The sequence below is a fragment of the Ruminococcus sp. genome (genome assembly GCF_019417665.1).
Classification (GTDB): domain Bacteria; phylum Bacillota; class Clostridia; order Oscillospirales; family Ruminococcaceae; genus Ruminococcus_C.
This window is the reverse complement of record NZ_DXUU01000010.1, coordinates 22,559-48,184: the sequence shown is the minus strand read 5'-3', so window position 1 is coordinate 48,184 and position 25,626 is coordinate 22,559. Positions and strand designations below refer to the sequence as shown.

At 48.2% G+C, this 25,626-nt stretch carries 20 protein-coding genes and 3 tRNA genes; 9 read left to right on the top strand and 14 right to left on the bottom strand.

What is annotated here, in order from left to right; translation table 11 throughout:
* Positions 1-159: 159 nt before the first annotated feature.
* The 6 genes from QZ375_RS04410 to QZ375_RS04385 all read right to left on the bottom strand — a co-directional run bounded on the left by QZ375_RS04410 (position 160) and on the right by QZ375_RS04385 (position 6,767).
* A complete protein-coding gene (locus tag QZ375_RS04410) occupies positions 160-1,041 on the bottom strand; it encodes a LysR family transcriptional regulator (protein WP_295215824.1) in 882 nt (293 codons plus the stop codon).
* A gap of 208 nt (positions 1,042-1,249) precedes the next feature.
* Positions 1,250-3,247: a leucine-rich repeat protein gene (locus tag QZ375_RS04405; protein ID WP_295215822.1), complete on the bottom strand. Its 1,998-nt coding sequence runs from the start codon at positions 3,245-3,247 to the stop codon at positions 1,250-1,252.
* A 141-nt stretch (positions 3,248-3,388) separates the two neighbouring features.
* Entirely contained in the window at positions 3,389-4,216 is an 828-nt protein-coding gene (locus tag QZ375_RS04400; protein WP_295215820.1) for a zinc-ribbon domain-containing protein, read from the bottom strand.
* A gap of 98 nt (positions 4,217-4,314) precedes the next feature.
* Complete coding sequence (locus QZ375_RS04395; protein ID WP_295215817.1) at positions 4,315-4,668, bottom strand: zinc-ribbon domain-containing protein; 354 nt, start codon at positions 4,666-4,668, stop codon at positions 4,315-4,317.
* 66 nt (positions 4,669-4,734) lie between these two features.
* Positions 4,735-5,733, bottom strand: a complete 999-nt coding sequence (locus tag QZ375_RS04390) for an ATP-binding protein (protein WP_295215815.1) — start codon at positions 5,731-5,733, stop codon at positions 4,735-4,737.
* A gap of 11 nt (positions 5,734-5,744) precedes the next feature.
* Positions 5,745-6,767: a DnaD domain protein gene (locus tag QZ375_RS04385; RefSeq protein ID WP_295215813.1), complete on the bottom strand. Its 1,023-nt coding sequence runs from the start codon at positions 6,765-6,767 to the stop codon at positions 5,745-5,747.
* 77 nt (positions 6,768-6,844) lie between these two features.
* Here QZ375_RS04385 and QZ375_RS04380 point away from each other — a divergent pair.
* A tRNA-Leu gene (locus QZ375_RS04380) sits at positions 6,845-6,931 on the top strand.
* A gap of 302 nt (positions 6,932-7,233) precedes the next feature.
* Here the strand turns inward: QZ375_RS04380 and QZ375_RS04375 are convergent.
* Both QZ375_RS04375 and QZ375_RS04370 read right to left on the bottom strand, forming a co-directional pair.
* Positions 7,234-7,310: transfer RNA gene (locus QZ375_RS04375), tRNA-Arg, on the bottom strand.
* A 242-nt stretch (positions 7,311-7,552) separates the two neighbouring features.
* Positions 7,553-7,798: an AbrB/MazE/SpoVT family DNA-binding domain-containing protein gene (locus QZ375_RS04370; RefSeq protein ID WP_295215811.1), complete on the bottom strand. Its 246-nt coding sequence runs from the start codon at positions 7,796-7,798 to the stop codon at positions 7,553-7,555.
* Positions 7,799-8,100: 302 nt separating this feature from the next.
* Here QZ375_RS04370 and QZ375_RS04365 point away from each other — a divergent pair.
* Both QZ375_RS04365 and QZ375_RS04360 read left to right on the top strand, forming a co-directional pair.
* Positions 8,101-8,176 (top strand) — tRNA-Lys (locus tag QZ375_RS04365).
* Between the two features lie 71 nt (positions 8,177-8,247).
* Positions 8,248-9,432, top strand: coding sequence for a serine hydrolase domain-containing protein (locus QZ375_RS04360; RefSeq protein WP_295215808.1), 1,185 nt, complete (start codon positions 8,248-8,250; stop codon positions 9,430-9,432).
* Between the two features lie 105 nt (positions 9,433-9,537).
* On the opposite strand, the gene QZ375_RS04355 is transcribed toward QZ375_RS04360, so the two are convergent.
* A complete protein-coding gene (locus QZ375_RS04355) occupies positions 9,538-10,866 on the bottom strand; it encodes a cation:proton antiporter (RefSeq protein ID WP_295215805.1) in 1,329 nt (442 codons plus the stop codon).
* Between the two features lie 79 nt (positions 10,867-10,945).
* The gene (locus QZ375_RS04350; RefSeq protein ID WP_295215803.1) at positions 10,946-13,120 is read right to left on the bottom strand and encodes a glycoside hydrolase family 9 protein; all 2,175 of its coding nucleotides are present in this window, start codon (positions 13,118-13,120) and stop codon (positions 10,946-10,948) included.
* A gap of 463 nt (positions 13,121-13,583) precedes the next feature.
* Here QZ375_RS04350 and QZ375_RS04345 point away from each other — a divergent pair, with 463 nt between their 5' ends.
* From QZ375_RS04345 to QZ375_RS04320, 6 genes are all read left to right on the top strand, one after another.
* Positions 13,584-14,534, top strand: coding sequence for an L-lactate dehydrogenase (locus QZ375_RS04345; protein ID WP_295215802.1), 951 nt, complete (start codon positions 13,584-13,586; stop codon positions 14,532-14,534).
* 130 nt (positions 14,535-14,664) lie between these two features.
* Positions 14,665-15,843 carry a malic enzyme-like NAD(P)-binding protein gene (locus tag QZ375_RS04340; RefSeq protein WP_295215800.1) on the top strand — a complete coding sequence of 393 codons (1,179 nt, stop codon included), beginning with the start codon at positions 14,665-14,667 and terminating at the stop codon, positions 15,841-15,843.
* 288 nt (positions 15,844-16,131) lie between these two features.
* Positions 16,132-16,914 carry a helix-hairpin-helix domain-containing protein gene (locus QZ375_RS04335; RefSeq protein ID WP_295215798.1) on the top strand — a complete coding sequence of 261 codons (783 nt, stop codon included), beginning with the start codon at positions 16,132-16,134 and terminating at the stop codon, positions 16,912-16,914.
* Between the two features lie 345 nt (positions 16,915-17,259).
* Complete coding sequence (locus QZ375_RS04330) at positions 17,260-18,756, top strand: carbohydrate ABC transporter substrate-binding protein (RefSeq protein ID WP_295215796.1); 1,497 nt, start codon at positions 17,260-17,262, stop codon at positions 18,754-18,756.
* 115 nt (positions 18,757-18,871) lie between these two features.
* Positions 18,872-19,915, top strand: coding sequence for a sugar ABC transporter permease (locus QZ375_RS04325; RefSeq protein WP_295215795.1), 1,044 nt, complete (start codon positions 18,872-18,874; stop codon positions 19,913-19,915).
* Entirely contained in the window at positions 19,915-20,802 is an 888-nt protein-coding gene (locus tag QZ375_RS04320; protein ID WP_295215793.1) for a carbohydrate ABC transporter permease, read from the top strand. The genes QZ375_RS04325 and QZ375_RS04320 overlap by 1 nt, the downstream gene beginning before the upstream one ends.
* Before the next feature lie 141 nt (positions 20,803-20,943).
* Here the strand turns inward: QZ375_RS04320 and folD are convergent, their stop codons facing one another.
* From folD to QZ375_RS04300, 4 genes are read right to left on the bottom strand one after another with little or no spacing between them, the layout of a single operon-like run.
* A complete protein-coding gene (folD, locus tag QZ375_RS04315; protein WP_295215791.1) occupies positions 20,944-21,795 on the bottom strand; it encodes a bifunctional methylenetetrahydrofolate dehydrogenase/methenyltetrahydrofolate cyclohydrolase FolD in 852 nt (283 codons plus the stop codon).
* Positions 21,796-21,800: 5 nt separating this feature from the next.
* Positions 21,801-22,928 carry a prolipoprotein diacylglyceryl transferase gene (gene lgt / locus QZ375_RS04310; RefSeq protein WP_295215789.1) on the bottom strand — a complete coding sequence of 376 codons (1,128 nt, stop codon included), beginning with the start codon at positions 22,926-22,928 and terminating at the stop codon, positions 21,801-21,803.
* A gap of 42 nt (positions 22,929-22,970) precedes the next feature.
* Positions 22,971-24,254 (bottom strand): pitrilysin family protein, encoded by a 1,284-nt coding sequence (locus QZ375_RS04305; protein ID WP_295215786.1) that lies wholly within the window; start codon positions 24,252-24,254, stop codon positions 22,971-22,973.
* The gene (locus tag QZ375_RS04300; RefSeq protein WP_295215783.1) at positions 24,241-25,533 is read right to left on the bottom strand and encodes an insulinase family protein; all 1,293 of its coding nucleotides are present in this window, start codon (positions 25,531-25,533) and stop codon (positions 24,241-24,243) included. The genes QZ375_RS04305 and QZ375_RS04300 overlap by 14 nt, the downstream gene beginning before the upstream one ends.
* Between the last annotated feature and the right edge of the window lie 93 nt (positions 25,534-25,626).

The following is a 25,626-nucleotide window of genomic DNA, read 5'->3' as shown; positions in this document are numbered from 1 at the left end:
GAACATTTTACAATATTTTTCTCAGTTTGTCAAGGGAATTGCTACATTTTTCACGAGAATTAACTTAGAAATTAATTTAGGCAACACCACACGAAGATTGTGCAGTGTTGCCGTTATCTTACATATAGAGGGATGCAAATTAAGACAGGCGATATCTTTTTACACTGGATGTTGTTTCAGATTCTGTAGATACCGGCTCAGGAACTCAAAAAAACTGACGACTTCTTCATGTTCTATGGCACGTTGGTGCAGCTGAATGATAATATCTCTCTGACAGGTGGGTTCTGCAATGGGCAGCAACTGGATCTGTTCCATATCTGCCTTACCCCAGGTGTAATGCGGCCAGAAGCCAACCCCAAGGCCGCCGGCAATCAGGTTTTTTACCGTATCAGGGCTGTCACTTTCATAGATGATGTTGGGCATAAATCCAGCGTGGAGACAATAGCGGTCGCAGATCGTACGAATGCTTCGAGAGCCGGATAAGCTAATGAAATCCTGTTGGGCGAAATCCTTCAACAGAACGCTGGTACAGTGCGCATAAGCGGAATTCTGGGGGACTGCCAGAAAGATTCGTTCTGTAAAAATCTGATAACGTTCTTTAGAATCGGATGGTTCCTGAAAAAATGACCGGGTAAAGATGGTGATGTCTGCATCCTCGCATTGGGAATTCTGGATAAGTCGGAAATTCAGACCGCTGTGCTGCTTTTTATAGGAGATCAGCGCATGGGTCACCAGGGTAGAAGCAGCCAAAACATTGAGCCGGATGGTCTTTTTTCGAATCTGCGCCAATTCCTGGATGGTTTCTGGAATTTGGTGCAGATTGTCCAAAATAGGCGTCAGAGCATCCCGGAGGTAGACGCCATATTCCGTCAGAGCAATATTTCTGCCGTTGTGATAAAACAGGGGGACACCCAATTCTTTCTCCAACCTTCGGATGCTCTGGGTCAGAGATGGCTGAGCAATGTGCAGTTGTTCCGCAGTACGTGTTACATGCTGATTTTTGGCAACCGCATAAAAGTATTCCAGTTGTAATAACTCCATTTCACACCCCTCTAATTTATGGGCAACACCGCACAAAGACCGCCTGACGGCTTTGCACGTCATATGCTTGCACATTTTCCGTCATATTTCACAAAAATGCTCGTGAATACACAAAGTATTCACTCCGCTTTTTGTTTCATCTGACGAAAAATCTGACTGCACATCTGACGTACAATCTTCGTGCGGTATTGCCTATGATTTTTCTCTATCAGACCAGATCTTCCCACAGTACATCTGTCCCGCTGACAGAGGTTTTGGCATAATACAGCAGCATCAGATATGCATCATCTGCATCAATTGTGCCATCACAGTTCACATCTACCAAGGGTATCAGTGCCTGGTCTGCCTCTGCGCTGCCGGTCATGGTATAGCTAGTGTTACCCAAGGAACGCTTTGCGTAATATATTAGCGTCAGATAGGCATCATCTGCATTAATAATGCCGTTTCCGTCCACATCGCCGCGGGTGCCCTCATCCTCTGCAAAGGTCGCTTTGATATTGATTGTGCCGGATGCGGTGCGGTATGCAGCGGTGTCTGTAGGGGTAAATACCCAATGCAGAAGATTTGCACCGCCGTGAAGAACTTTTGTTGTATCTTCTGTCCAGGTAATCGTGCCCGGTGTATCTCCTTCAGATAATGTGATTGTCGGCAGGGGATCGCCGGATGCGTAGTTCTGTTCTGGGACAACGGGGGTTACAACAGGCTCTTCCTTGAAATGTATTGCTGCACTTTGGAACGTTTCATTGTTTTCTGCAATGGTGACATTTTTCTCCCACATGGCTTTTGTACCGTCATACCAAACATCTGTGAGCGCATCCGAATATACGCTGTTCTCCTCAATAGAAGTCAGACTATCAGGCAGGTACAAATTGGTCAGGTCGGAACAGATCAGCCCACGTGATGCAATGGTCGTCACACCGTCCGGGATCGTGTATAACTCGTCAGTTTTCCCCATGGGGTAGACGACTAGTGTTGTCATAGTTTTATCATATACAACACCGTCAGAATCCATCAGGTATGGATTGTTTTCTGAAACAGAAATTTCCGTTAGTTTATTCGTGCCGTACATAGAATAGGATGAAATTTCTTTTAAAGTATCGCCAATGGTCAGCTTTGTCATATTCCAACAGTTGCTTATGGTGCTGGGGTTTAGTTCTGTTATGCCAGTGGGAATATAAAATTCTGTAAGAGAGGTACAGCCATGAAACGCACCTTTGCCGATTTCTGTTACGCCGTCCGGCAGCCAGAAAGACTGTAACGCACCGTCGGGATAAAAAGCGTCTTCGCCGATGGTTTTTAGATTCGCAGGGACAGTCACAGTTTCCAGGGAGTCACACCAGCTGAATGCGCATGATTCGATGGTAGTGACACTGTCGGGAAGAGTTACAGTTTTTAGATTCTTACACTCGGAGAAAGTGCAGTCACGAATCGTGGTGATTTCACCCAAGATGGTAATCTCCAGAAGACCGCTTGCCTGATAGAATGCTTTTTCACCAATTTCTGTGACAGTAGAGGGGATGGTAACGGTGGACAATGCAGTACACTCGCTGAATGCCCCTTCACCAATAGTAGTCACACCCTCAGGGAGCGTGACGGATTCCAGGGCGTCCATATAAGCAAAGGCTCTGTCTCCGATGGTGGTAACGCCAGCAGGTACGGTCACTGTTTTCAGATAATCACAGCCGCCAAGCAGTTCGGGCGCAATTTCTGTCAGATTGGCGGACAATTGGATCTCTTCCAGGGCACTCCAGAAAAACGCTTCTTTTCCAATTGTAGTAACACTGTTCGGGATCACGATGCTTTTCAGCACATCACAACCCATAAATGCGCTTTCGCCAATGGTAGTCAGTCCGTCTGGCAGTTCGAATGTCACCATCTTATCACAGTCCCAGAATGCACCGTCTCCTATGACTGTCACAGTATCAGGGATCGTGACCTCAGTCAATTCCTGTCCCACGTACTTAAAAGCATCTGCACCGATACTGGTGACGGTTTTTCCATTGATCTCTGCCGGAATGTTTGCTTTTGTTGCCTCATACGGTTCAGTGAGACCGGTGATCTCCAGCGTACTGTCTGATTTTTCCCGATATGTGATATCCCCATAGGAAAGTACTTCTGTGGTATCTGCTGCGAGAACAGGCATTGTTTGTATCAGCATTACTGCGGCAGTGAGCACTGTTGTTCCGATTTTCCAAAACTGTTTCATATATGTGTCCTTTCGTGTCTTGATGTGGATATGAGATAAGTATACCACATCAGCGGTGGATATGCAAGATGCTGATAGCCTTCTCTACAGCACGGCTGTAAAAAAGCGCACAGGAAATATCTCCGGTGCGCTGCTGTTGCCTTAATAATAATCGTATGCTGTAAACTCTACTGCCACCATAGCGAGGATAAGACATAAGATGACCAGTACAGAGAGTACAACACCGATGATGGAGCAGATCAGACCGGCATTTGCCATGCTATTGCTGCTGCTGGAGAATTCCGGCTTGACCTTTGCATCTTTCCGTGCAAGGATGGAAAAGACTAGTCCGGCAATGCCAAAGATAATGCCGGCACCATAAGTACAGGTGGCAAGAATAGAGATGATACCAAGAATCATTCCTGCAACACTTTTGCCGTCTGTTTTTTGTGTATTCTGGTAATAGTTCTGAGGATACTGGGTATAAGGATTCTGTCCATAGCCCGGCTGTCCATAGGTCTGTTGTCCATAACCAGATTGCCCATAGGTGTTCTGTTCATAGTTTGGCTGGTTGTAGCTCTGCTGTTGTCCATAAGATTGCTGAGGATTCTGCTGCCCATAGGAAACCTGCCCGTACTGCTGTTGGCTGTAATTTTGCTGGGGTGCAGGTTGGGGCTGATTTGGGTAACTGGTCTGCGCATAGGGATTCTGTGCAGAAGTCTCCGGCATGGTATAGGGATTGTATGTCTCAGGGGATTCCGACTGGGATGTCCCAGAAAATGTCTCAGTAGGTGATGCTGGCTGTACGGAATCCTGGACAGGTGGTTCCGGTGCAGCAGCCGATTCTGCCGGGATGCTGTCTGTAGTATCCGGTGCGGGTGTGTCGATCGTATCCGGTTTCGGCGATGTATCGGACAGCGGTGTGCCGCAGTTGGAGCAGAATTGAGTGTCGTCAGGCAGCAATTCGCCGCAGGTTTCACAAGTGATCATGAATCATTCCTCCGTTTATAGATGTTTCTGTTTATTTGTAATTTCCAGTTGATTTTGATAAAAAAGATCAAGAACTTTGACAGATTGATATCAGCAAATTACCTTGGCATACCGTCCACCATTGCTTTGCCTATGAGTAAAAGCAGTCCGATAAAAAGCAGGACAGCTGCGATAGAACCGATGATCCCAATGATGGAACAAACCAGTGCCATTCTGGCGCGCTGTGCATTTTTTGGATTTACAGCACGTTTTTCAGCGATACGTGCAAGGATGATCCCCGGGATGCCGACAAATAATCCAGTACCTGACCACAGCATTACCGCAGAAAGAATGCCGCAAACCAATGCTGCAACGCTCAAACCTTCTGCCCGATCATCAAATGGCTGACCGCAGTACATGCAGAATCGGCTCTCTTTTGACACCAATGCCTGACAGCGTGGACAATACCGCATGTAAATCACGTCCCTTCCAATCTGTATGATTCCTTAGGTTTAGTATACCATATGACAACACTTTTGTCAAATTCTGTTGTTCTTTTGTTGATGTGCCTGCTTTTTCAGCACACGCACATCGGTTCCAACAAATTGCAGACAGGTATACGTGGTGAAGATCCGGGAAGTAATGCGCTCGTCATAGTGATAGGAGATACCGTCATAGTCCATGTTAGTGCTGATGATGGTGGGCTTATTTCGGTTCATCCGGGTGTTGATGATGTTATACACGACCGACTGATAGAACTGAGAGTGGAACTCCGTGCCCAGGTCGTCTAAGATCAGCAGATCACAGGAGAGAAGCGATTCCAGGGTATCCATATTCCGTTCCTCTCTGCCGAAGTGCTCTTTTTCCACCTGGCGCAGGAAATTGATGACGGAATCGTAGAGAACGCTAAAACCTTTTTTTAATACCTCGTTGGCGATGGCAAGGGACAGATGCGTCTTTCCCAGTCCGGTCTTGCCAAACATGAGAATGCTGGGAGAATCCAGGGAAAAATGGTTGGCATATTCCCGGCAAAAAAACAGGATCCGTTCCATTGCCGTATAGCAGCTTGTGCCGCTTTCGGTGTGCTGTCCGTTGTAATAGGACAGGGAAAAGGTGGAGAAACTGCACTGCTCAAATTGTACACTCTGGTTCAGTTCCTGCATTGCGAGCTTTCCGGAAAGCTCCGTAAGACAGCTGCAAAATGTACCATTGGCGTAACCAGTGTCCTGGCACTTTTCACAGGTGTAATGCATGTCCAGATAGTCTGTCGGATAGCCGTGCTGTGTCAGAAGCTGGCGGATCATCTGTTGTGCCTGTTGATTTTGCTGACGCAGTGCTTCCACCTTTGTTTTGGCATCACCGCCCTGCTGGATGATCCGCATAAGATCCCGGCTTGTCCGGAACAGCTGCCGGTTGATTTCCGTAACTTCAGGAATACGCTGTTCGATCTCCTGGATGCGCTCCCGATTCTGGGTCATAGCAGCGTTTCGTCTGGCGGAGACGACCTGCATGGCGTGTTCCAAATGTTCCTCTTTCATGATACTGTACCTCACTCATCCAAATTATAGATAAAGGACTTATATGCCTGGGCATTGTCGCTCTCTGGGATCTGTTTTCCACGGATTTGCTTCCGGTTATCTTGGGGTGTCGGATGATCCTTGGTATCCACATCTGTTCGGGTACGGTAGCCTGCTTCCATCCAGCGCATGAGTACGCTATTGATATAAGGGAAGGACAGCTTGTCGATGCCCTCCAGTGTCTTTTCATAAGCGTAGGTGATCAGTTCCATGGGCACTTGTTTATCTTGCCATTGGTCAATGAATTCCTGCTGCTTCGGGGTGGGCTTGCGGTTCATTTCAAATGCCTTCTGGATATGTCCGGTAAAACTTCGGCGGTGTTCCATGTCATTGATGGCGGCGTTGACCTGAGGCAGGGTCTGGATGCCCTCGTTCCACCAGGCAGTGATAATGGACTCCGCATAGGAAACACTGGATTTGTCGATGGATTTGCAGTAGAGCAGGACAGTCAGAATGATGTCACTGCCAATGTTGTTATAATCATGCATCCAGATGAGGGCTTTCTGTTCAATATGGCGCAAAGGTCTGCCCAACTGCTGTTCCGACAACTGGAACAGGGTTTTCAGATCCTTGGACGCCTCCAGAGCGGCGGCAATTTCTGCCGGACTGAGTTCGCCGCTTTTGGCACTGGATAATGCCACAGCGTGACCGGAACGGGATGCCGGCTTCGATGCCGATTCAACGACAGGGGCAGCCGGCTGCGGCGGGACGGTCTGGGGATGAGACTGGGATGCCTGTTGTCCGGGCACTTTCGGTTCTGATACGGCAAACAGGTCTGTCTGCGTCCAAAACAAGAGCGCTTCCTCCACCAGTTCTTCTGAGATAGACAACGCCTCTGAGATCTCACGTTGATCCACGGTCTGGCGGTTATGGCGCAGCAGATACAGCAATACTTTCAGCTGCGATGGCGTAGCCAGCTTTAAATATTGATCCACCACAGCATTCGGCACGCCGAACATCTGTCCGAATCCAGTTGTATGTACAGTCAGATCCAAAAAAATTTCCTCCTTGCGAAAAAAATGCGAAAAAAGGCTTGACAACGCAAAAAAAATATGATAGAATAAATATTGTCGCCGACATGTCGGAATTGGCAGACGAGACGGACTCAAAATCCGTTGCCAGCGATGGCGTGTGGGTTCAAGTCCCACTGTCGGCACCATATTGGTTAGAAACCGTCAATGCAGAACTGCGTTGGCGGTTTTTATTTTTTGAATGTTTCCTTCTGCTTTCAGAAAGGCAACCAGGCAATGAAGTTTTTTGACTCAGCAATTTTTTAAAAATGTTAGTGAGAATCAGGGTGCATCTTTTTGTAATGAACTCACTCTACATAGCACATATCCTATCACAGCACACCCATCCATCCTATGCGCCGGCCGATCCTATCCAGAACAGAAGATAGAAAAAAAGCCCATGCTACAAATTGTAACACGGGTAAAATTTCCGTACTTCGAAAGAAATACTTGGCGTGCCCAGAGGGATTCGAACCCCCGACCTACTGGTTCGTAGCCAGTCACTCTATCCAGCTGAGCTATGGGCACATGTTTGATTTTTCTTATCAATGTCTCTCACAACGTTATTTATTATAGCACATTCTTTTCGGCTTGTCAACCCCTTTTTTCAAATTTTTTCGATTTTTTTGAAAATCAGAGAAATGCGGCGAAACTGCGTCGTTTTTTATTGCTTGGGAGATCGGTTTCGCAAAAAAGATACTCCGGGATCAGAAAAAGCCGGAGTATCTTTTCTTGTCAGATGTAAATCACCCGACAGTGTTTTGATTGGATTATAAGTAATCTTTGATCAGACCAATACAGGACTTGCAGACCTTCTTATCGTTGAAGTCGATGAGATCGTCTGTACGGGAACAAAGTGCACAGCTGCACTGTGCCTTCTGGATGATGATCTTTTCTCCCTCAGTATAGATCTGCAGGTAATCGTTGCATTCGATCTGAAGCTGACGACGCAGTTCTTTCGGCAGAACAAATCGTCCGAGACTGTCGACACGGCGCATAATTCCTGAATCTTTCATGTTAGCTCTCTTCCTTTCTGTCTGCCTTTTTATAAAGCAAACGATGTTTTCATAATGAATCGACGTATTTTTGTGCCGCTTCATAATCTTCATTATACAGCATTTGGCGAATTCTGTCAATCGGTAGAATTGACTTTTTCAAAATATCATGTAAACTTATGGAACGATAAGAAATTTTTATGGTAAAAATGCAGAACTCAAAAAAAAGTGCTTGACAAACCGGACGAGTTGTGCTATAATAACATACGTTGCTTGTGGCATATATCAAAATGATATATTTGCTTGTGACAAAATATCAAAATGAGATATTAGCTCAGTTGGCAGAGCATACGCCTTTTAAGCGTAGGGTCGAGGGTTCAAATCCCTCATATCTCACCAAGAGATCCGTATCATGAATTTTGTGATACGGATTTTTTGTTTTACCCATGAAAACAGAAAGGTTGATTCATATGAATACAGAGCTCTGCCGCCGCGTGCAGTCCATCTTGGAACGGGGCATCCAGGAGCAGAAAATCCCTGGTGCTTGTGTGGGCATTTACCAGAACCAGAAGGAGTTGTACTTTGATGCGTACGGTGTTGCCGACAAGGAGACCGGGCGTGTCATGCAGACGGACGCATTGTTCCGGATCTTTTCCATGACAAAACCTGTGACAGCTGTTGCCGCAATGATGCTCTGGGAACAGGGTATCATGGAACTGAGTGATCCTGTCTGGTGGTATATCCCCACCTTCCGGAACAAGCTTGTGGATCAGGACGGCGAACTTGTTCCGGCAAACCGGGATATTACCATCCAGGACTTGTTGAATATGACTTCTGGTATTCCGTATCCGGATCGCTGGTCGTTATCCCAGAAGAAAATGGGCGAATTCTATGATGAGATAAACCAACGGCTCTCCACGGAGCATCCGGTGGATACTCAGGAGTTTGCCATGCGTGTGGGAAAGGATGTGCCCCTGTTGTTCCAACCGGGGACAAAGTGGGCATACGGTGCTTCTGCCGATGTGTTGGGAGCAGTGTTGGAACGAGTTGCGGACAAGCCGTTGGACGAACTGTACCGGGATATGATCTTCCGTCCGCTGGGTATGACAGATACAGATTTTTATATACCGTCGGAAAAGCGTTCTCGTCTGGCGCAATTATATGCGTGGGACAATGAGGACGGTGGTCTGAAAGTGGAACCGGATCCCCATTTGGGTATGACAGATTATCGGAAAAAGCCGGCATTTTTTTCCGGCGGTGCAGGGCTGATCTCCAGCCTGCGTGATTATGCCCAGTTTGCCAATATGCTTGCTGGAAAGGGATTCCATGCCGCCAGCGGAACCCGTCTCATTGGGGAGAATACCTGGCGCTATATGACCACGCCGCAGCTGAACAGCCCCCAGAAAGTTGGTTTGGATTGGCCTCAGCTGGCGGGTTATACTTATGGTAATCTGTTCCGTGTGCTGGAAGATCCTTTTGCGTGTATGACCAATGTACCAGCAGGGGAATTCGGCTGGGACGGCTGGACGGGTCCTTATTTCTGCGTATCGCCGGGAGATCAGACGGTGCTGATCTATCTCATTCAGGTCTGCGGCGGCAGTACCAGCGATATTGTACGGCGTCTGAGAACAGCAGCGTTCGGCTGCCTTTCATAAAGAACTAAAATAAAAAGCTGTTGCAATACAGCAGAATTACACAAACGGATATGTATATCCTCGTGATTCTGACTGATTGCAACAGCTTTTTATATAATAGCGTTATCAGGTCTCTTCCAGTCCAGCGTCAATTCCGCATTTTTCCAGACCAATATTTTCCGGCGCAGCCGTATCGCTTTTGTCTCCGGATTTTTTCTTGGGGAATACAAATTTTAATAGAATTGGCGTGATGATCGTGGTGAATACAACCATAATGACCAGAGGTGTCATGAATTTCTCGTTCATAAGTCCTACAGAAGCACCTTTGTTTGCCACGATCAGGGCAACCTCACCACGGGAAATCATACCAATACCGATCTGCAAACTTTCCTTCGTGGTATACCGCATGATCTTTGCGCCGAGACCACAGCCCACAACCTTTGTCACAACTGCAATAAGCATGAGCAGCAGCATAAAGACAATGAGTTTTCCGGTCAGTCCGTCCAGGGTCATGGCAAGACCAATGTTAGCAAAGAAGATGGGAGAGAGCAGCATATAGGACAAAGTGTTGAAACGGTTAACGACATATTCGTTTTTCTTCAGACCCGAAACTGCCAGACCAGCAACAAATGCGCCGGTGATATCTGCCACGCCGAAGAGGATCTCAGCCACAAAGGAGAGCAGCAAGCAGAATACAAATGTCACAATATTATGGCGGCGCAGATTTTCGTTGCTGGATTCCCGCCATTTTTTGAAGAAGTAGTGGTACAGGATCGCTGCACCGATTGCTACGATAAAGAATGCCAGAATATTGATGACAACGGCAAAGACGCCGTCACCTGCCAGCAGGGAACCGAAGGTCTTTTCTGCTTCGCCGCCGCCGGATTTTTTACCGCCCAGGCTGATGACAACGGTCAGGGCAACGATGCCTAAAATGTCATCAATGACAGCAGCACCCAGAATGGCGTTTCCGGCACGGGAGCTCAGAGCACCCAGTTCTTTCAGGGTCTCTACGGTGATGCTGACAGAGGTTGCTGTCAGGACAACGCCGATGAAGATATTCTGCCAGAACAGGGACGCCATCTCCGGATCCTGTTCCGTATTGTAGATGTCTGACAGGATAAATCCGCCCACCAGGGGAACAATGACACCCAGCAGCGCAATGACAAAGGAGGCAAGACCTGCCTTTTTTAGCTCCTGGATATCCGTTTCCAGACCGGCGCTGAACATGAGGACAATGACACCCAGCTCTGCCAGGCTGACGATCAGATCGTTTCGCTCTACAACGTTCAGTACCATTGGTCCTAGGATAATACCGGCAGCCAATGCGCCTACCACCTGAGGCAGACTGATACGTTTTGTCAGCAGTCCCAGCAGTTTTGTTGCCAAAAGAATGATCGCAATTTGCAGTAAGAAAGAATAATCATTGTTGAACAAGAAATCTTTCAATCCCATAGGAATCTATCTCCCTTTTTTTCAAATTTCAAAGTATTCTGTCTGAAAATGCAAGCTGTCCTATTATAAGAATGTGATATCAGGAAAGTATCTGCCGCAGCCGTGCCGCATCCAGTCCGTTGACTTTCTGATCCAGACAGACGTCTGCATTGGTGTAACCCTGCTTAGACAGTTGGGCATCGCCCACCAGATAGCGCACCAATAGCACCAGATCGCTCATTTTTACGCTGTTATCTCCATTTACATCACCCAGCAGTACGCCGGCTTCCTCTGTAGTGGAAGTGGTAACTGCCGGCGGCTGTGTGGCAGCGGTACCGTCTGGTTCCACGCCGGAAATGAGCACGCCGTTCTGATAAACCGGGATCTTATCGGAGATCACATATTCCTCCGGTGTTTTTAACAGATCCTCGTTAGAATAGTCGTTCGCAGCATCCCATCCGCTCTGATAGTTCGGGAATACCAGCGCCAGCATCAACTCGCATTGGTGCTGCCCTTCAGAAATAGGCATTGCCACACGGCCGTCAGCGTAAGTGACTTCAATATAATAAATGTTATCCTTATAGTGCTGGACGTCTGAGATCTGCACCGGTGTATAGCCGTCGTACATGGTTGCCTGATCCCGATCCACTCGCATGACAATATCTGTGGGCTGATAGCCAACATTGATGACCTCGGAGAGATCCATATAATATCGGTAGGACATGTTATCCTCAATACGTGCCGGCCATGCGGAGTGGTTGGTGAACTTGAAGCTCAGGCTCACACCGCCGGATGCTTCGGTCAGCTTTGTCTCTACATAGAATTCCTTGTCCCGTGTTTCCGGCTCTGGGAAATCGGGGTCGGTCTTGCCGCCGTAGGCATCTGTCATTTTACAGAGCAGTGCGGTGAATCCGGCGTTGTAGTCGCAGGCTACCTCGTTGTTGATATAGTTCTGCCGGTCATCCTCATAGGTGCCGTCCTGGTTGGGACCGCCTACCAATGCACCGTAGAGAATGTGCCGATTGGTATCCGGCGTATCCAGGGCGTTTTTCCAGGAACTATGGGCTGTTCTGTGATGGGGATTCTGCGGGGAATTTTCACCGTAGCCCACCACAAAACTCTGGTTATCTGGGTTGTTGCCCAGGCAGTAGTTGATCTGATCCTCGTAGAACTGCTGATACTTGTCGGTATTGGTGCTGCTTAGGACGGTATCGCACGCAACACTTGCCAGGAATCCGGCGGTAGTGGCATAGCGCAGACAGCCCCAGGTAGTGAGCCACTTTCCGCCGCCGTCCAGTGTTGCCACAGAATCTGTCCAGTAGTCCAGATGCTTCTGTACCCGGCTGATATAAAAGCTGTCGTTGGTATTGATGGCATAGAGGAGCAGGCCGCCCTGCATGACATCGTCCCAGCACATGCCCCAGGAATATTTCAGTTCATCCGAACCAAGCTCTGTGTCCAGGTGGGGAATATAGGAAGCTGCCTTGTCCAGATAGGACTGCTCCCCAGTGGCAATGTAGAGCCAGTTTGCGGCATAGAACAGTTCATCATAGAAATGGGAGGAACGATAGAAGCCGCTGGCGTCGCTGTTATTGTATTCATCGTCGCTTCTGGTTTCGTCCGCAAGGTGAAAGATATTCTCTGCGTGTTCCAGATATTCCTCTGTCTTGTTAGATTTCCCTTTTAGGGCGGCAGCGCCAGCAGCCAGTGCTGCTGCCATTTCGCCGCACACCGCAGAGCTGGTGCCCTTCAGGATTGCACGTGCTGCCTCATAGTCAGCGCCATTGTCTTTCATGCCGTATTCCAGCAGTTCCACAGGTCCCCACCAGGTGTGATCCATCTGACCGTTTCCTACCTGGTAAACCACGGTATCGCCTTCGTCACAGGCGGCCAGATAGTCCAACACAAAGGTCAGATTGTTCACATAGGTCTCCATCTGACCGGTTTTTTCCAGACCGTCCGGATACTGATAGAGTCCCCATGCCAGCATGGAGGCTGAGTAAGCCATGGGCAGGTTGAATTTCACATGGTCGCCGGCATCATACCAACCGCCGGTGACATAGTCTGTGACGGTGGAATCCGCACGCCATTCTACACGGTTCCAGTCCGGGAGCGGTCCTGCCTGCTGGCACTCATAAAAGTACAGGGACTTTTGCAGTGCTTCCGCATAGTTTGCAGAAAACTCTGCTCCAGAGACGGTCTGTGGTACAGTGATGATACTTGCACTGATACAGCCTGTCAACAGGCAGGCGATCAGTCGGTTTCGTTTCCGCATATTGCATCTTCCTTTCGTTGTATTGACATTTTGACAGCACAGATCACCTCAGAGCTGTCGATATCTTTTATATTATGGCACGTTTTCACCCTATTGTCAAGCGGTTTTCATGAAAATATCACATATATAATGTATGGGTTACGATGGATAAGCGGCAGGCGGAATCAGGTACGATGCGCTGGCTTTTGTTGAGTTTGCACGCATATCACCTGGAAATTCTGTATGAAGTGACAAAAAATATAAAATGATATATTGGAACTTGCAAATTTTCTCGTTTCGTGTTATAATAAGCTTGTGTATGCGGGCGGCGGCAGAGATATTCTGCGGAGTGTGTTTTTGTCTGCCTGCATCGTTGATTTCGTAAAGAAACTGCGGGATCTGAGACGGGATGCGCCCGACGGTTTCAGCTGGTTGATCGGGCAGAAACGTCAGTGCTTCCAAAATGTTAGGAGGAATACGGATAATGGAAAAGAAACTGAAAAAAGGAAAAAAAGTAACTGTTCTGGGCGCCGGTAATGTTGGTGCTTCTATTGCGTTTGCATTGGCAATCAAGGGACTTTGCTCCGAGCTGCTGCTCGTGGATATCAATAAGCCGAAGGCAAAGGGTGAGGCAATGGACATTATGCAGGGTAATGCATTTTGTCCTACTTGTGATGTATATGACGGTGATTATGCAGATGCTGTAGATTCCGATATGGTCATCATTACCGTTGGTATTGCCAGAAAGCCGGGTCAGACTCGTATTGATCTGTGCAAGACCAATGCAAAGATCATGGCATCTGTTATGCCGGAGATCGTAAAGTATGCGCCTCATGCATGCTATCTGGTTGTCAGCAACCCGGTTGACGTTTTGACCTATGAGGCAATTCGTGTTTCCGGTCTCAGCCCGAATCAGGTATTCGGTTCTGGTACTGTTTTGGATTCTTCCCGTCTGCGTACATGTCTGGCAGAACACGCTGGTCTGAACATTAAGAACATCCACGCATATGTATTCGGCGAACACGGCGATTCCTCTATGGTTCCGTGGTCTCTGTCCAGCATTGCAGGCATGAAGTTTGATGAGTACTGCACAGATGTGGAGGATCTGGGCGACAAGGCTGCCATTGAGCAGGAAGTCCGTGAGGGCGGCGCTGAGGTCATCAAGTGCAAGGGTGCTACCTATTATGCGATTGCTCTGTCTGTAAGCCAGATCGCTGAGGCTGTTCTCCGTGATACCAAGGCAGTTCTGACCGTATCCACTCTGCAGGACGGCACGAATTATGGTGTCAAGGATGTCTGCCTGAGCCTGCCGTGTGTGATTGGTGCAAACGGCGTTGAGCGGAAGATCACACCGCCTATGACAGAGGAAGAGATTGCACGCTTCCAGAAGAGCGGTACTGCGCTTCGTTCGGTTATCGACGAAATGTCCATCTGATTGATTTCGTAATATAGGAAGAGACCACCGGAGAGATTTGTGTGAAGCAATGCTCCGGTGGTTTTCCGGGTGTATCTGTACGAACTAGGAACTGTGAATTGCTTGTAATTGGAAAGGAATTGTAACAACTATGGATTATGCAGCAGAATCTTTGAAACTGCACTATGAATGGCAGGGAAAGGTAGAGGTGACACTTCGTGCCCCCCTTGAAACGGCAGATGATCTTTCTCTGGCATATACGCCGGGCGTTGCCCAGCCATGTCTGGAGATCCAGAAGGACGTTTCGAAGAGCTATGATCTGACACGCCGGGGCAATCTGGTGGCAGTGATCACTGACGGTACTGCCGTGCTGGGTCTGGGCGATATCGGTCCGGAAGCCGGTATGCCGGTTATGGAGGGCAAGTGCGCTCTGTTCAAGAAATTTGGCAATGTAGATGCCATCCCTCTCTGCGTTCGTTCGAAAGATGTGGATGATATTGTCAATACTGTCCGTCTTCTCGCCGGAAGCTTTGGCGGCGTGAATCTGGAGGATATCTCCGCCCCCCGCTGCTTCGAAATTGAACGCCGGCTGAAAGAATGCTGTGATATTCCTATTTTCCACGATGATCAGCATGGCACTGCTGTTGTCACATTGGCAGCAATGCTCAATGCTCTGAAGCTGACTGGAAAGGATATTCACAATATTAAAGTGGTTACCAGCGGCGCAGGTGCTGCCGGTATTGCCATTATCCGTTTGCTCATTGCTATGGGTCTGGATCCCCATCATGTCATTCTCTGCGACCGTCACGGTGCCATCTACGAAGGGCGTGAAGATCTTAATCCCCAGAAGGAAGAAATGGCAGCGATCACCAATAGCGGACATAAAAAAGGCACATTGGCAGAAATGCTCATGGGTGCAGATGTCTTTATTGGCGTATCTGCACCAGGCTGTGTAACGGCAGATATGGTTAAGACCATGGCGAAGGATCCTATTATCTTCGCTATGGCAAATCCCACACCGGAGATCATGCCGGAAGAAGCATTGGCAGCCGGCGCAGCAGTTATGGGCACAGGACGCAGCGACTTCCCGAATCAGATCAACAACGTTCTGGCGTTTCCTGGCATTTTCCGAGGCGCACTGGATGTTCGTGCAAAGGATATCAATGACGCAATGAAAATTGCAGCTGCAAAGGCGATCGCTGATTTCGTACCGGCTGAAAAGCTGGCAGCAGATTATATTATCCCCAGCCCTCTGGAGGATGGCGTCGGTGCAGCAGTGGCAAAGGCTGTGGCACAGGCTGCACGGGATACTGGCGTAGCTCGCCTTTAAAATGAATTGAAAAAATCAGTAAAACAGGAGCAGGAAACCATTGGATTTCCTGCTTTTTGTATAAAGGCAATACCGCACAAAGAAGGCCTGATGCACAATCTTTATGCAGTATTGCTTAAATGATAAATTGGTATGCGCTTACAAGGAAATTGAAAGCGAGAACCCTGTGTTACAATTTATTTTTTGAAAATACATTGAAAATTGAAAGAAAATGAGAAAAGCCTTGCAAAGTCATAAAAAAAGTGTTAAAATAGAAATCGGTAGAAAATATCAGTTTGGAAGGATGCTATGGAACACAAGCGACGTGACTGGCTGACCAGGATTCTGGGTATAGGATTGCTTTTGGGTGCAGTTGGCATCATCGGCTGGCAGGGTATAGGCTATCTTAACCATGAAAAGGCAGATATGACACCTCGGCGGATGCAGGCAGTTACTACTGCTGTTTCAGAAATTTCCGCAGCATCTGGTACAACTGGTACTGTTGCCGCTGTATCAAAGTGTACAACAACTCAAATAACAACTGAGGCAAAGCAGACGATCCAGGAAGAAATGATATCCTTTCCTCTGGAGCTGAACGAAGCGTCTGCGGAGGAATTGGAACAGTTGCCGGGCATCGGTGCAGTGCTGGCAGAACGAATTATATCCTACCGTACTCAAAATGGTAGATTTTCCAATCGGGAACAATTGATGGAAGTGGATGGCATCGGCGAGGGTGTTTTGTCTCAAATCTATGACTTGATTTATGTGACAAATGAGACCTACCCCGAATCAGAATTCTATGAAGAACCGGAAGAAGAACCGGAACCTGAGATGCAGTTTCCGACGGAAATGCCTGCGGAGACGGTAGAATCGACAGAGACCTTTGTAGTAGATCTGAATACGGCAACAAAAGAGGAACTACTCCGCTTGCCAGAAATGACTTCGGAGCTTGCGGATGAGATTCTGGTATTCCGCGAGGAGATACAGGGGTATTCTTCAGTATATGAGCTGCTCTACCTGGACGGCATGACGGAGACATATTTCAAGCAAATTCGTGATTATATACAAATGTCTTGTTCAGATGGTACATAAACTGACTACTTTTCCGAATAGAATGGGGATTTAACCGTTTTGTAACTTTTTTCGGAAACACTAAAAAATATCGTTAATATGCACAAAAAACGATTGATTTTATTGTGCGATTCAACCGAAAAAAATGAAAGAACGGTATAAGCCATTGACAATCGTTGCGAATTGTTGTATATTAAGCTTATCACAGGAAATGTTCTCTATGCCCAATTTGTGCATTATTACAGAGAATATTAACGAAAGGCAGTGCAGCATAGGACATGTGCTGTACGAATTACATTTGCTTATTACACTGGTGTGCTAATCGGCAGAGCAGTGTAATATATATATTTAAGGAGGAAAATTCCAATGAACAAGTTGAAAAGAACACTGGCTTTGATGGCTGCCCTGGCTATGACTGCAACTGCATTCGTAGGCTGCGGCGAGGAAAGCAGCTCTTCTGAGTCTTCTTCTCAGGCTGAGAGCTCTGCTGATGCAGAAGAGAGCAGCGAAGCGGCAGGCGATGAGGAGTCTTCTGAGGCTGAAGAATCTTCTGAGCCTGAATCTGCTGCTGGCTACGAGAATGTTGAGATCCCGGCTCTGGGCGCACCGGACGGTTCTCTGGCTGAAGGCGGCGACGCTCTGACCATTCTGTGCTGGACTGAGGATGACCTGAAGTACATGTACGATATCGTTGCAGATGCAACTGGCATGGACAAGAGCAAGATGGTCTTCAAGCAGGTTGGTTCCAATGGTACAGAGGCTAACGAGCAGTATGCACAGGTATTCCTGTCTGGTGATGACGTTGACCTGTACTTCTGCGATGCAGACTGGAACATGGCTTATCAGAACAACGATGAGTACTCTGCTCCGCTGTCCGCAGTAGGTATCTCTGAGGATATGTATGCAAATGCTTATGGCTACACTGTATCCATGGGTAAGGATACTAACGGTAATCTGAAGGGTGCATCCTGGCAGGCAGCAGCAGGCGGCTATGCATACAGAGCTGACCTGGCTGAAGAATACCTGGGTGTAACTACTCCGGAAGATATGCAGGCACAGATCGGCAGCTGGGATGACTTCTGGGCAACCGCTGCTACTGTATATGAGAAGTCTGGCAACACCACTGCTATGGCTGACTCTCTGGGCGGCGTTTGGAGAGCATACTCCAACGGTAACAGAACTAAGTCTTGGGTGAACGATGGCAAGCTGGATTCTTCTTCTGTAGGTGACTTCTTCTCTATGGCAAAGGAGAACTATGACAAGGGTTACATCTCTGGTGCAACTCAGTGGACAGATGACTGGCTCCCGCAGGGTCAGTCTGACGGCGCTCAGGCTAACAAGACCTTCGGCTTCTTCTTCCCGACATGGGCTATCGCAGCAGGCGGTTCTCTGGAACAGGCTCAGGGCGGCGAAGGCGGCTCTACTTATGGTAAGTATGCAATCTGTGAAGGCCCGACCTCTTGGTTCTGGGGCGGTACATGGATCTGCGTATATCCGAAGACCGATAACGCTACTGAAGCTGGTCAGTTCATCTACACTATGACTGCTGATGCTGATGCAATGCAGAAGTATGTAGACGTTCGCGGCGACTTCGTAAACAACAAGGGCGTTATGTCTGCTACAACTGAAGCTGGCACAAACAGCAACCCGCTGTTCGGTGGTCAGGATCAGTTCCAGGTTCTGTTTGGTTCTGCTGACAAGATCGATATGAGCATTGCTACTCAGTACGATGCTAAGATCAACACTGACCTGCAGAATGCTGTACAGGATTACTGCAATGGCGTAACTGCTTCTGAGGAAGACTGCATGAATGCATTCCTGGATGCTGTTGCTGCTGACGTAACTGAGATCACTGTAGAATAAGTTTTATTATCTCTGATTTCACTCTATAAAACATGCAGCCTATAGGATGATTGTATCCTATAGGCGTATGTTTATCTCTTACTATTCTATTGAATTTTTGAAAGGGTGTGTGCAAATGGCATCAGCTGCACAACGTCGTATTAAATCGATTAGCTACGCCAAGTATGGTTACATGTTCATTGCCCCGTTCTTTCTCGTGTATTGCTTCTTCCAGGTCTGGCCGCTGATCCAGACGTTTATCCTGAGTTTTCAGGGAAACGGCAGTGACGCAGGCAATTTTGTCGGATTTGATAACTATGCAACGATCTTGTTTGGTTCCGGCGAAGGCATGGGCCGTCGTGCCAAGGCAATGCAGGATCTGTTCCTGAGCTCTTTCAAGAACACTGTCATTCTGTGGGTGGGTAACTTTATTCCGCAGATCCTTCTGTCTTTGTTGTTGGCTGTTTGGTTCACAGATTCGAAGCTGCATATCCCGGGTGTGGGCTTTTTCAAGGTAGTTATGTACCTGCCGAATATCATCACTGCAGTATCTGTTGCTGCACTGTTCATGCGCTTTATCTCTAACAGTGAGCTTTCTGCTGTAAATACTATGCTGATGCTCAATGACGGCGATGCAATCAAGTTTGAGGCATCTGCTGTTTGGAGCCGTGGTATTGTCATGTTCATTCAAACGTGGATGTGGTTCGGTAATACCATGATTATGATGATGTCTGGTATTATGGGTATTAACCCGTCTCTGTTTGAAGCTGCTGCAATTGACGGCGCTTCCAGTGGTCAGGTACTCCGTAAGGTGACTCTGCCGCTGCTGCGTCCGATGGTAGTTTATACCCTGATCACTTCTATGATCGGTGGTCTTCAGATGTTCGATATTCCGTATCTGTATCACACAGGTGCTGGTAAGATCAACGCAAATCTGCGTACGGTTGCCGTGTTCGTTTATGAACAGTTCCGTTCTGGTGCAAAGATTCACGAGCCGGACTACGGTATTGCCGGTGCTGCTTCGGTAATTTTGTTTATCATTACCGCTGCACTGGGTATGCTTGTATTCCGCATGAATCGTGATGAAGATGAGCATCGTAAGAAGATGGAGCGCAAGGCTCTGGTAAAGGAATATAAGGCACAGCAGAAATTGGCGAAGAATGGAGGTCTCAGCGCATAATGGAAAATGTTGGTGTAAAAGACAATTATATGTTGGTGCAGAGACTGAAATCGGCCGGATGTTTCATCGTCTGTGTTTTGTTGGCATTGATCTGCCTGATTCCGCTGTATATCATGATCATGAATGCAACTCATGGTGATGCTGCACTGCGTGCACAACCGCTGCAGTTCTTACCGGGCGGCGATCTGATAACCAACATCAAGAATATTGCCGGCGGTGATTTTCCGCAGTCTCCGAACTTCAATGTTTGGCGTGGCTACAGAAACTCTCTGATCATTGCAGGTGGTTCTACCATTCTGACAGTATTCTTCTCCGCATTGACTTCATACGGTTTAACTGTTTATGATTTCAAGCTTCGTGATGGTGCATATACATTCATTCTGGCAGTTATGATGATCCCGATTCAGGTTACATCTACCGGTTTTGTAAAGTTTATGGTAGGTACACTGGGTCTGGCGAACAGCTATATTCCGCTGATTATTCCGGCGGTTGCTGCTCCTGCTGTTGTGTTCTACATGAGACAATATATGAAGTCTTCGTTCCCGCTGGACATTGTAGAAGCTGCTCGTATCGATGGAAGTGGCGAGTTCCGCACTTTCCTGACCATTGCGATCCCGATGTGTAAGCCGGCGATCGCTGTACAGGCAATCTTCGCATTCGTACAGAACTGGAACAACTTCTATACACAGAATATGATCATTGTTTCCAATGAAAAGCGTTTCACAATGCCGATCATGATTCAGAGCGTACTGGGACAGGATAAACACCCGGATCTGGGCGCACAGTATGCTGCTGTAGCACTCTCTGTTATTCCGATCATCGTTATTTACCTGCTTCTGTCCAGATTCATCGTTGCTGGTGTTGCACTGGGCGGCGTAAAGGAATAATGACCATCATACTATGATGTTGATCTCAAAAAGAGTCGTTGTCCTCGGGCTTCGGCTCTTTTTCTTTGTGGATGTATAACAAATAGAACCCCTGCCGGACTAAGCTTGCCCGGCAGGGGTTCTTTTCATAGCTTTATGCGATTATTTCTGTTTTAATTCTGCTGCACGCAGGGTGTTTTTCATGAGCATGGTGATGGTCATGGGTCCGACACCGCCGGGAACAGGCGTAATGTAGCTGGTCTTGGGTTCAACTTCGGCAAATTCTACATCACCGCAGAGCTTACCGTTTTCGTCGTGGTTCATGCCAACATCAATCACCATAGCGCCTTTCTTGACCATGTCTGCCTTGATGAAATGCGCCTTGCCCACTGCACTGACCAGAATGTCGGCACTTGCACAGATTTCTGCCAGGTTTCTAGTGCGGGAGTGGCAGATGGTTACGGTTGCGTTGCGGTGCAGCAGCAGCATTGCCATGGGCTTTCCCACAATGTTGCTTCGTCCGACCACAACACAGTTTTTGCCGCTGATTTCTACACCAGTACTGTCAATCAGTTCCATCACACCAGCTGGTGTGCAGGGGAGAAATTCATAGTCACCGATCATGATTTTTCCAACATTGAAAGGATGGAATGCGTCCACGTCCTTGTCCGGTGAAATGGTGTTGATAACAGTCTGGGGATCAATGTGATCCGGCAGAGGCAACTGCACTAGAATGCCATGTACCTTGTTGTCCTTGTTGAGGACGCCGATCAGATCCAGAAGTTGTTCTTCCGTGGAATTCTCACTGAGACGATATTCAAATGCATGGAAGCCTACCTCCTCGCATGCTTTTTGCTTGTTGCGAACGTAGATCTGCGATGCGGGGTCATTTCCCACTAGAATGACAGCAAGTCCCGGCTGAATGCCGTGGTTTTCTCGCAGTGTTTGTGCATCTTCACGAATCTTCTGCCGGATTGCAGCAGATACTTCCTTGCTCGAAATAATTTTACCCATGTTCTTTACTCCTTTTCCGGTTTGTTTTCTTTTGTTTCATTGGTTTTCTCGTCGGTAGCGTCTGTTTCTTCTGATGGTGCTGTATCTTCCGCAGATACCTTTGCTGCATCGGATGTTTCAGATTCATCCTCTGTGAGGTCTGATTCCGGCGCAGTCGTTTCATCTTTAGAGGAAACCGCTTTTCCTTGTTCCAGCTCTGCCAGAAGCATTTTGGATTCCTTGGTGTCCTTATATAAATGGTAGTCGCAGCCCATTCGTTTTACCCTTGTGCCAATGACAATTTGCAGCACAATGGACGCAACAACGCAGAGGATCGCCAGAAGCTGAGAAATACGGATGTTACCAATAACTAAGCTGTCTGTGCGCAGTCCTTCCACAAAGGCACGCTCTAAGCCATACCAGCCAATATAGATTAGAAAGATCTGACCGTCATAGCGGCGAATTTTCTTTGCAAACAGTGCCAGAAGCACAAAGCCCAGCAGACACCAAATGGATTCATAGAGGAAACAGGGATGGACTGGCTGGGAGGCATCCAGCTGTGTGCCGAAGTTGGCGTAATATGAGGTGTAAGGATAACTGTTGGTGATCCAATCCTGGATGCGTCCGCCGGACATGCCAAAAATGCTGTCCGTATTACAGCCGAATGCTTCCTGATTGAAGAAATTGCCCCAGCGTCCGATGCCTTGTCCCAGAAGAAATCCAATACCGGCAATGTCTAGCAGGGGCAGGATGCGTACCTTGCGCAGCTTTGCCACCAGACAGCCCACCAGCAGTCCGCCGATAATGCCGCCGTAAATGGCAAGACCGCCTTCCCGCAGGTTGAATATGCTTTTCCAGTCTCCAGCGTAATTGTCCCAGTTCAGGAGCACATAGTAGGTACGTGCGCCCACGATGCCGCCCACAATGCCGCCGATGACTGAATCCAGAAAACGATCCGGATTCAGTCCGTATTGTTTTACCTGGGTAAAGGCGTAGATCAGGGCGAGCACCAGTCCCAGAGTGATCAGAATGCCGTACCACTGGATGGACAGACCGCCAATCTCAAAGGCAGTGCTGTTGAGATGCAGATCAATTCCTAGTTTCGGAAACACGATCTCATTATAGTCAAGGGAGCCGATTGTTTCTGTTGCCATATGTGATTGCAGGATCCCGGGGAATCCTGTGCCTCCTTCCCGTTATTTTGCAGGTTCGATAATGGACAGCGTCATGCGCTGGATATCCATTTCTTTCTGTAAGAATCGGTTGCAGTCCTCCGGTTTCAGATCCGACAGAACACGCAGGGTGTCATACAGTCCGCAGCCTGCCATGTGCGATGCGATCATGGAATTTGTCACGGAGGAAACGTTGTTTAGTTCCTGTACCAGAGCACCGTATGTGGACTTTTTGAACTCGTTGAAAAGGGCTTCGTCCAGTCCGGTTTCCTGTGCATTTGTCAGTGCAGCTGCGATGCGGTCACGGACAGCACGGGGATCACGGGATTCGCCGCCGAAGATCACAGTAAAGAATCCGTCGCCGTTGAAAATTTCGCTGGAGAATGTGGGATTGATAAGACCTTCCTGGAGCAGTTCTTGGTACAGGGGAGAAGAAGTGCCGGCGAGGACACGCATAGCAATGTGCGCTTCGATCTGGGCTTGCAGATTTTCGGCACCGGTTCTGGGGGCACACTTGAAGCCGACGTGGAACAAGGGCTGACCTACTGCTGCTGTTTCTACAGTTTCGCTGCGTACGATATCCAGAGATTCCACAGGGAAAACAGTTTCCAGCTTTTGATCCTCACAGGGCTTTAGCAGGCGGTCTGCCACTTCCAGTACTTCATCCACCTTGCAGTTTCCGGCAACCGCCAGTACCATGTTGTGGAGATTATAGAATGTGCGGTAGCAGCGGTACAGCAGATCGTCTGTGATCTGGGCAATGCTTTCAATCGTACCAGCAATGTCAATGCGTACCGGATGCTTCTGGTAAAGTCCGCCCAGCATATTGAAAAAGACACGCCAGCCGGGATCGTCATCGCACATGCGTATTTCCTGACCGATAATGCCCTGTTCCTTGGCAACACTCTCCGGGGTGAAATAAGGAGACTGGACAAAGGACAGCAGGATCTCCAGGGATGCCTTGAAGTTGTCTGAGCAGTCAAAATAGTAGCAAGTCTTGTCAAAGGAAGTGAATGCGTTGGCATTTGCGCCGGTTTTGGCGTAAAGATCGAATACATCGCAGTCCTCATTTTCAAAGAGTTTATGTTCCAGAAAATGGGCAATTCCCTCGGGGACAGTGCAGTAGTCATGATCCGCAGCCGTTTTGAACTGGGTGTTAATGGAACCGTATTTTGTACCGAACATCGCTTCTGTGGTGCTGAAGCCTTCCATTTCGCACACCAGGATCTCCAGACCGCTCTTGTGGTGAATATGCACATACTGATCACCGGTTTGTGGTGAACGGACGATTGTCTTAGTTGTCTCCATGAGGTGTTTCCTCCTGTTCCTTGCATTCCATAATATAAATGGTATCCAGCTGCATGGACTTTGCCGCAGCAATGATCTCTTCCTTTGTGACCTTTTGGTATTGCTCTTCTTCCTCCGTCGGCGTCAGCTTTGTGCCCCGGCAGAATTGTCCGAAATACCATGTGATATAAGATGAAGCCGTGTCGCCGATGCTCCGCATGGTGTTGTGGATGGACATCAAAGCGTTTCGGATCTCTTCGTCCGAAATGTCACCGCTGCAAATGGAGTCCAGCTGCTGCTGAATGGCATTGCGTGTTGTCTCGATATTTTCTGTTTCAATACCGCAATCCACGAACATGGTCTGCTTGGCCTCGTTATAATTGGCGGCGCAGTAGTAGCAAAGACTCATTTTTTCCCGGACATTGGCAAACAGCTTGGAACTTGGCGTACCGCCCAGAAGCACAGCCATAAGCTTGACGGCATAACGGCTCGGATAAGCGGTTTTCCATGCCATGACCATCTTGCACTGATTCACCGGAAGTGCTTCCCGTACTGTGACAGGCTCCGGCTTTGCCGGGCTGGGGGATAGGAAAGGGAAATCAGGTACACTGCGGTTGGGAATAGCAGAAAAAGCATCCTGGAATTTTCCGGGGAGTGTCGGCTGCGATTCCGGTCCTACAAAAAAGACCTCGATCTTTGCCTGCTGCAACAGCTTCTGGAAAGCCTGATAGACACCGGATGACGTCAGCGAAGCCGCTTTCTCCCGTGTGCCGTAGCAGGAATGTGCAGCAGGCTCGTTGGTATAGGCAGTATTGTATGTCTGTTGCAGGGCGTACTTGCGCTTTTCATTGATCTCTGCATCAATGCAGTCCAGCAGATTGCTCTGCTTGATACGGAATTCTGTTTCGTCAAAAGCGCCGTTTTCGGCATTGGGTGCAAGCAGACAGCCCATGAGAATGTCCACCAGCTCGTCGAATACCTTTTCTCCGTTCAGGGCATAGCGGTCAGCAATGGCAGACGCACGCAGGGTGATGATCTGCAGATCGCCCTGTTTGGAAATGGTGCAGCTGAGATCTGCACCGTACAGTAGGTGCAGCTTCTGGTTCATGGCAGCATTTGTAGGATACGCCTTGCTGCTGGAGGTTGCCAGATCAGCTGCAAGTGCGCAGGCAGAAGCCGTCTCTGGAGAGAGGGGCTGGATGAGCTGGATTCTCAGCGCATTGGTCTTGAATTTGGGATCCAGAATTTCAGTGAAGCCAATACTTTCTGAAAGGGGGATCCGGTGATATGAGGTTGTCATAAAATCGTCCTTTCTGCGATATCATTTGTACATTTTATGAGCGTATGAAATGGCAGCAGCAGAGAAATTCTGTACCGGGCATAAGCATACAAA

Coding starts and splice junctions, on each gene's coding strand:
- QZ375_RS04410 (WP_295215824.1), bottom strand. CDS start 1,041: ATGGAGTTATTACAACTGGAATACTTTTATGCGGTTGCCAAAAATCAG.
- QZ375_RS04405 (WP_295215822.1), bottom strand. CDS start 3,247: ATGAAACAGTTTTGGAAAATCGGAACAACAGTGCTCACTGCCGCAGTA.
- QZ375_RS04400 (WP_295215820.1), bottom strand. CDS start 4,216: ATGATCACTTGTGAAACCTGCGGCGAATTGCTGCCTGACGACACTCAA.
- QZ375_RS04395 (WP_295215817.1), bottom strand. CDS start 4,668: ATGCGGTATTGTCCACGCTGTCAGGCATTGGTGTCAAAAGAGAGCCGA.
- QZ375_RS04390 (WP_295215815.1), bottom strand. CDS start 5,733: ATGAAAGAGGAACATTTGGAACACGCCATGCAGGTCGTCTCCGCCAGA.
- QZ375_RS04370 (WP_295215811.1), bottom strand. CDS start 7,798: ATGAAAGATTCAGGAATTATGCGCCGTGTCGACAGTCTCGGACGATTT.
- QZ375_RS04360 (WP_295215808.1), top strand. CDS start 8,248: ATGAATACAGAGCTCTGCCGCCGCGTGCAGTCCATCTTGGAACGGGGC.
- QZ375_RS04355 (WP_295215805.1), bottom strand. CDS start 10,866: ATGGGATTGAAAGATTTCTTGTTCAACAATGATTATTCTTTCTTACTG.
- QZ375_RS04350 (WP_295215803.1), bottom strand. CDS start 13,120: ATGCGGAAACGAAACCGACTGATCGCCTGCCTGTTGACAGGCTGTATC.
- QZ375_RS04345 (WP_295215802.1), top strand. CDS start 13,584: ATGGAAAAGAAACTGAAAAAAGGAAAAAAAGTAACTGTTCTGGGCGCC.
- QZ375_RS04340 (WP_295215800.1), top strand. CDS start 14,665: ATGGATTATGCAGCAGAATCTTTGAAACTGCACTATGAATGGCAGGGA.
- QZ375_RS04335 (WP_295215798.1), top strand. CDS start 16,132: ATGGAACACAAGCGACGTGACTGGCTGACCAGGATTCTGGGTATAGGA.
- QZ375_RS04330 (WP_295215796.1), top strand. CDS start 17,260: ATGAACAAGTTGAAAAGAACACTGGCTTTGATGGCTGCCCTGGCTATG.
- QZ375_RS04325 (WP_295215795.1), top strand. CDS start 18,872: ATGGCATCAGCTGCACAACGTCGTATTAAATCGATTAGCTACGCCAAG.
- QZ375_RS04320 (WP_295215793.1), top strand. CDS start 19,915: ATGGAAAATGTTGGTGTAAAAGACAATTATATGTTGGTGCAGAGACTG.
- folD (WP_295215791.1), bottom strand. CDS start 21,795: ATGGGTAAAATTATTTCGAGCAAGGAAGTATCTGCTGCAATCCGGCAG.
- lgt (WP_295215789.1), bottom strand. CDS start 22,928: ATGGCAACAGAAACAATCGGCTCCCTTGACTATAATGAGATCGTGTTT.
- QZ375_RS04305 (WP_295215786.1), bottom strand. CDS start 24,254: ATGGAGACAACTAAGACAATCGTCCGTTCACCACAAACCGGTGATCAG.
- QZ375_RS04300 (WP_295215783.1), bottom strand. CDS start 25,533: ATGACAACCTCATATCACCGGATCCCCCTTTCAGAAAGTATTGGCTTC.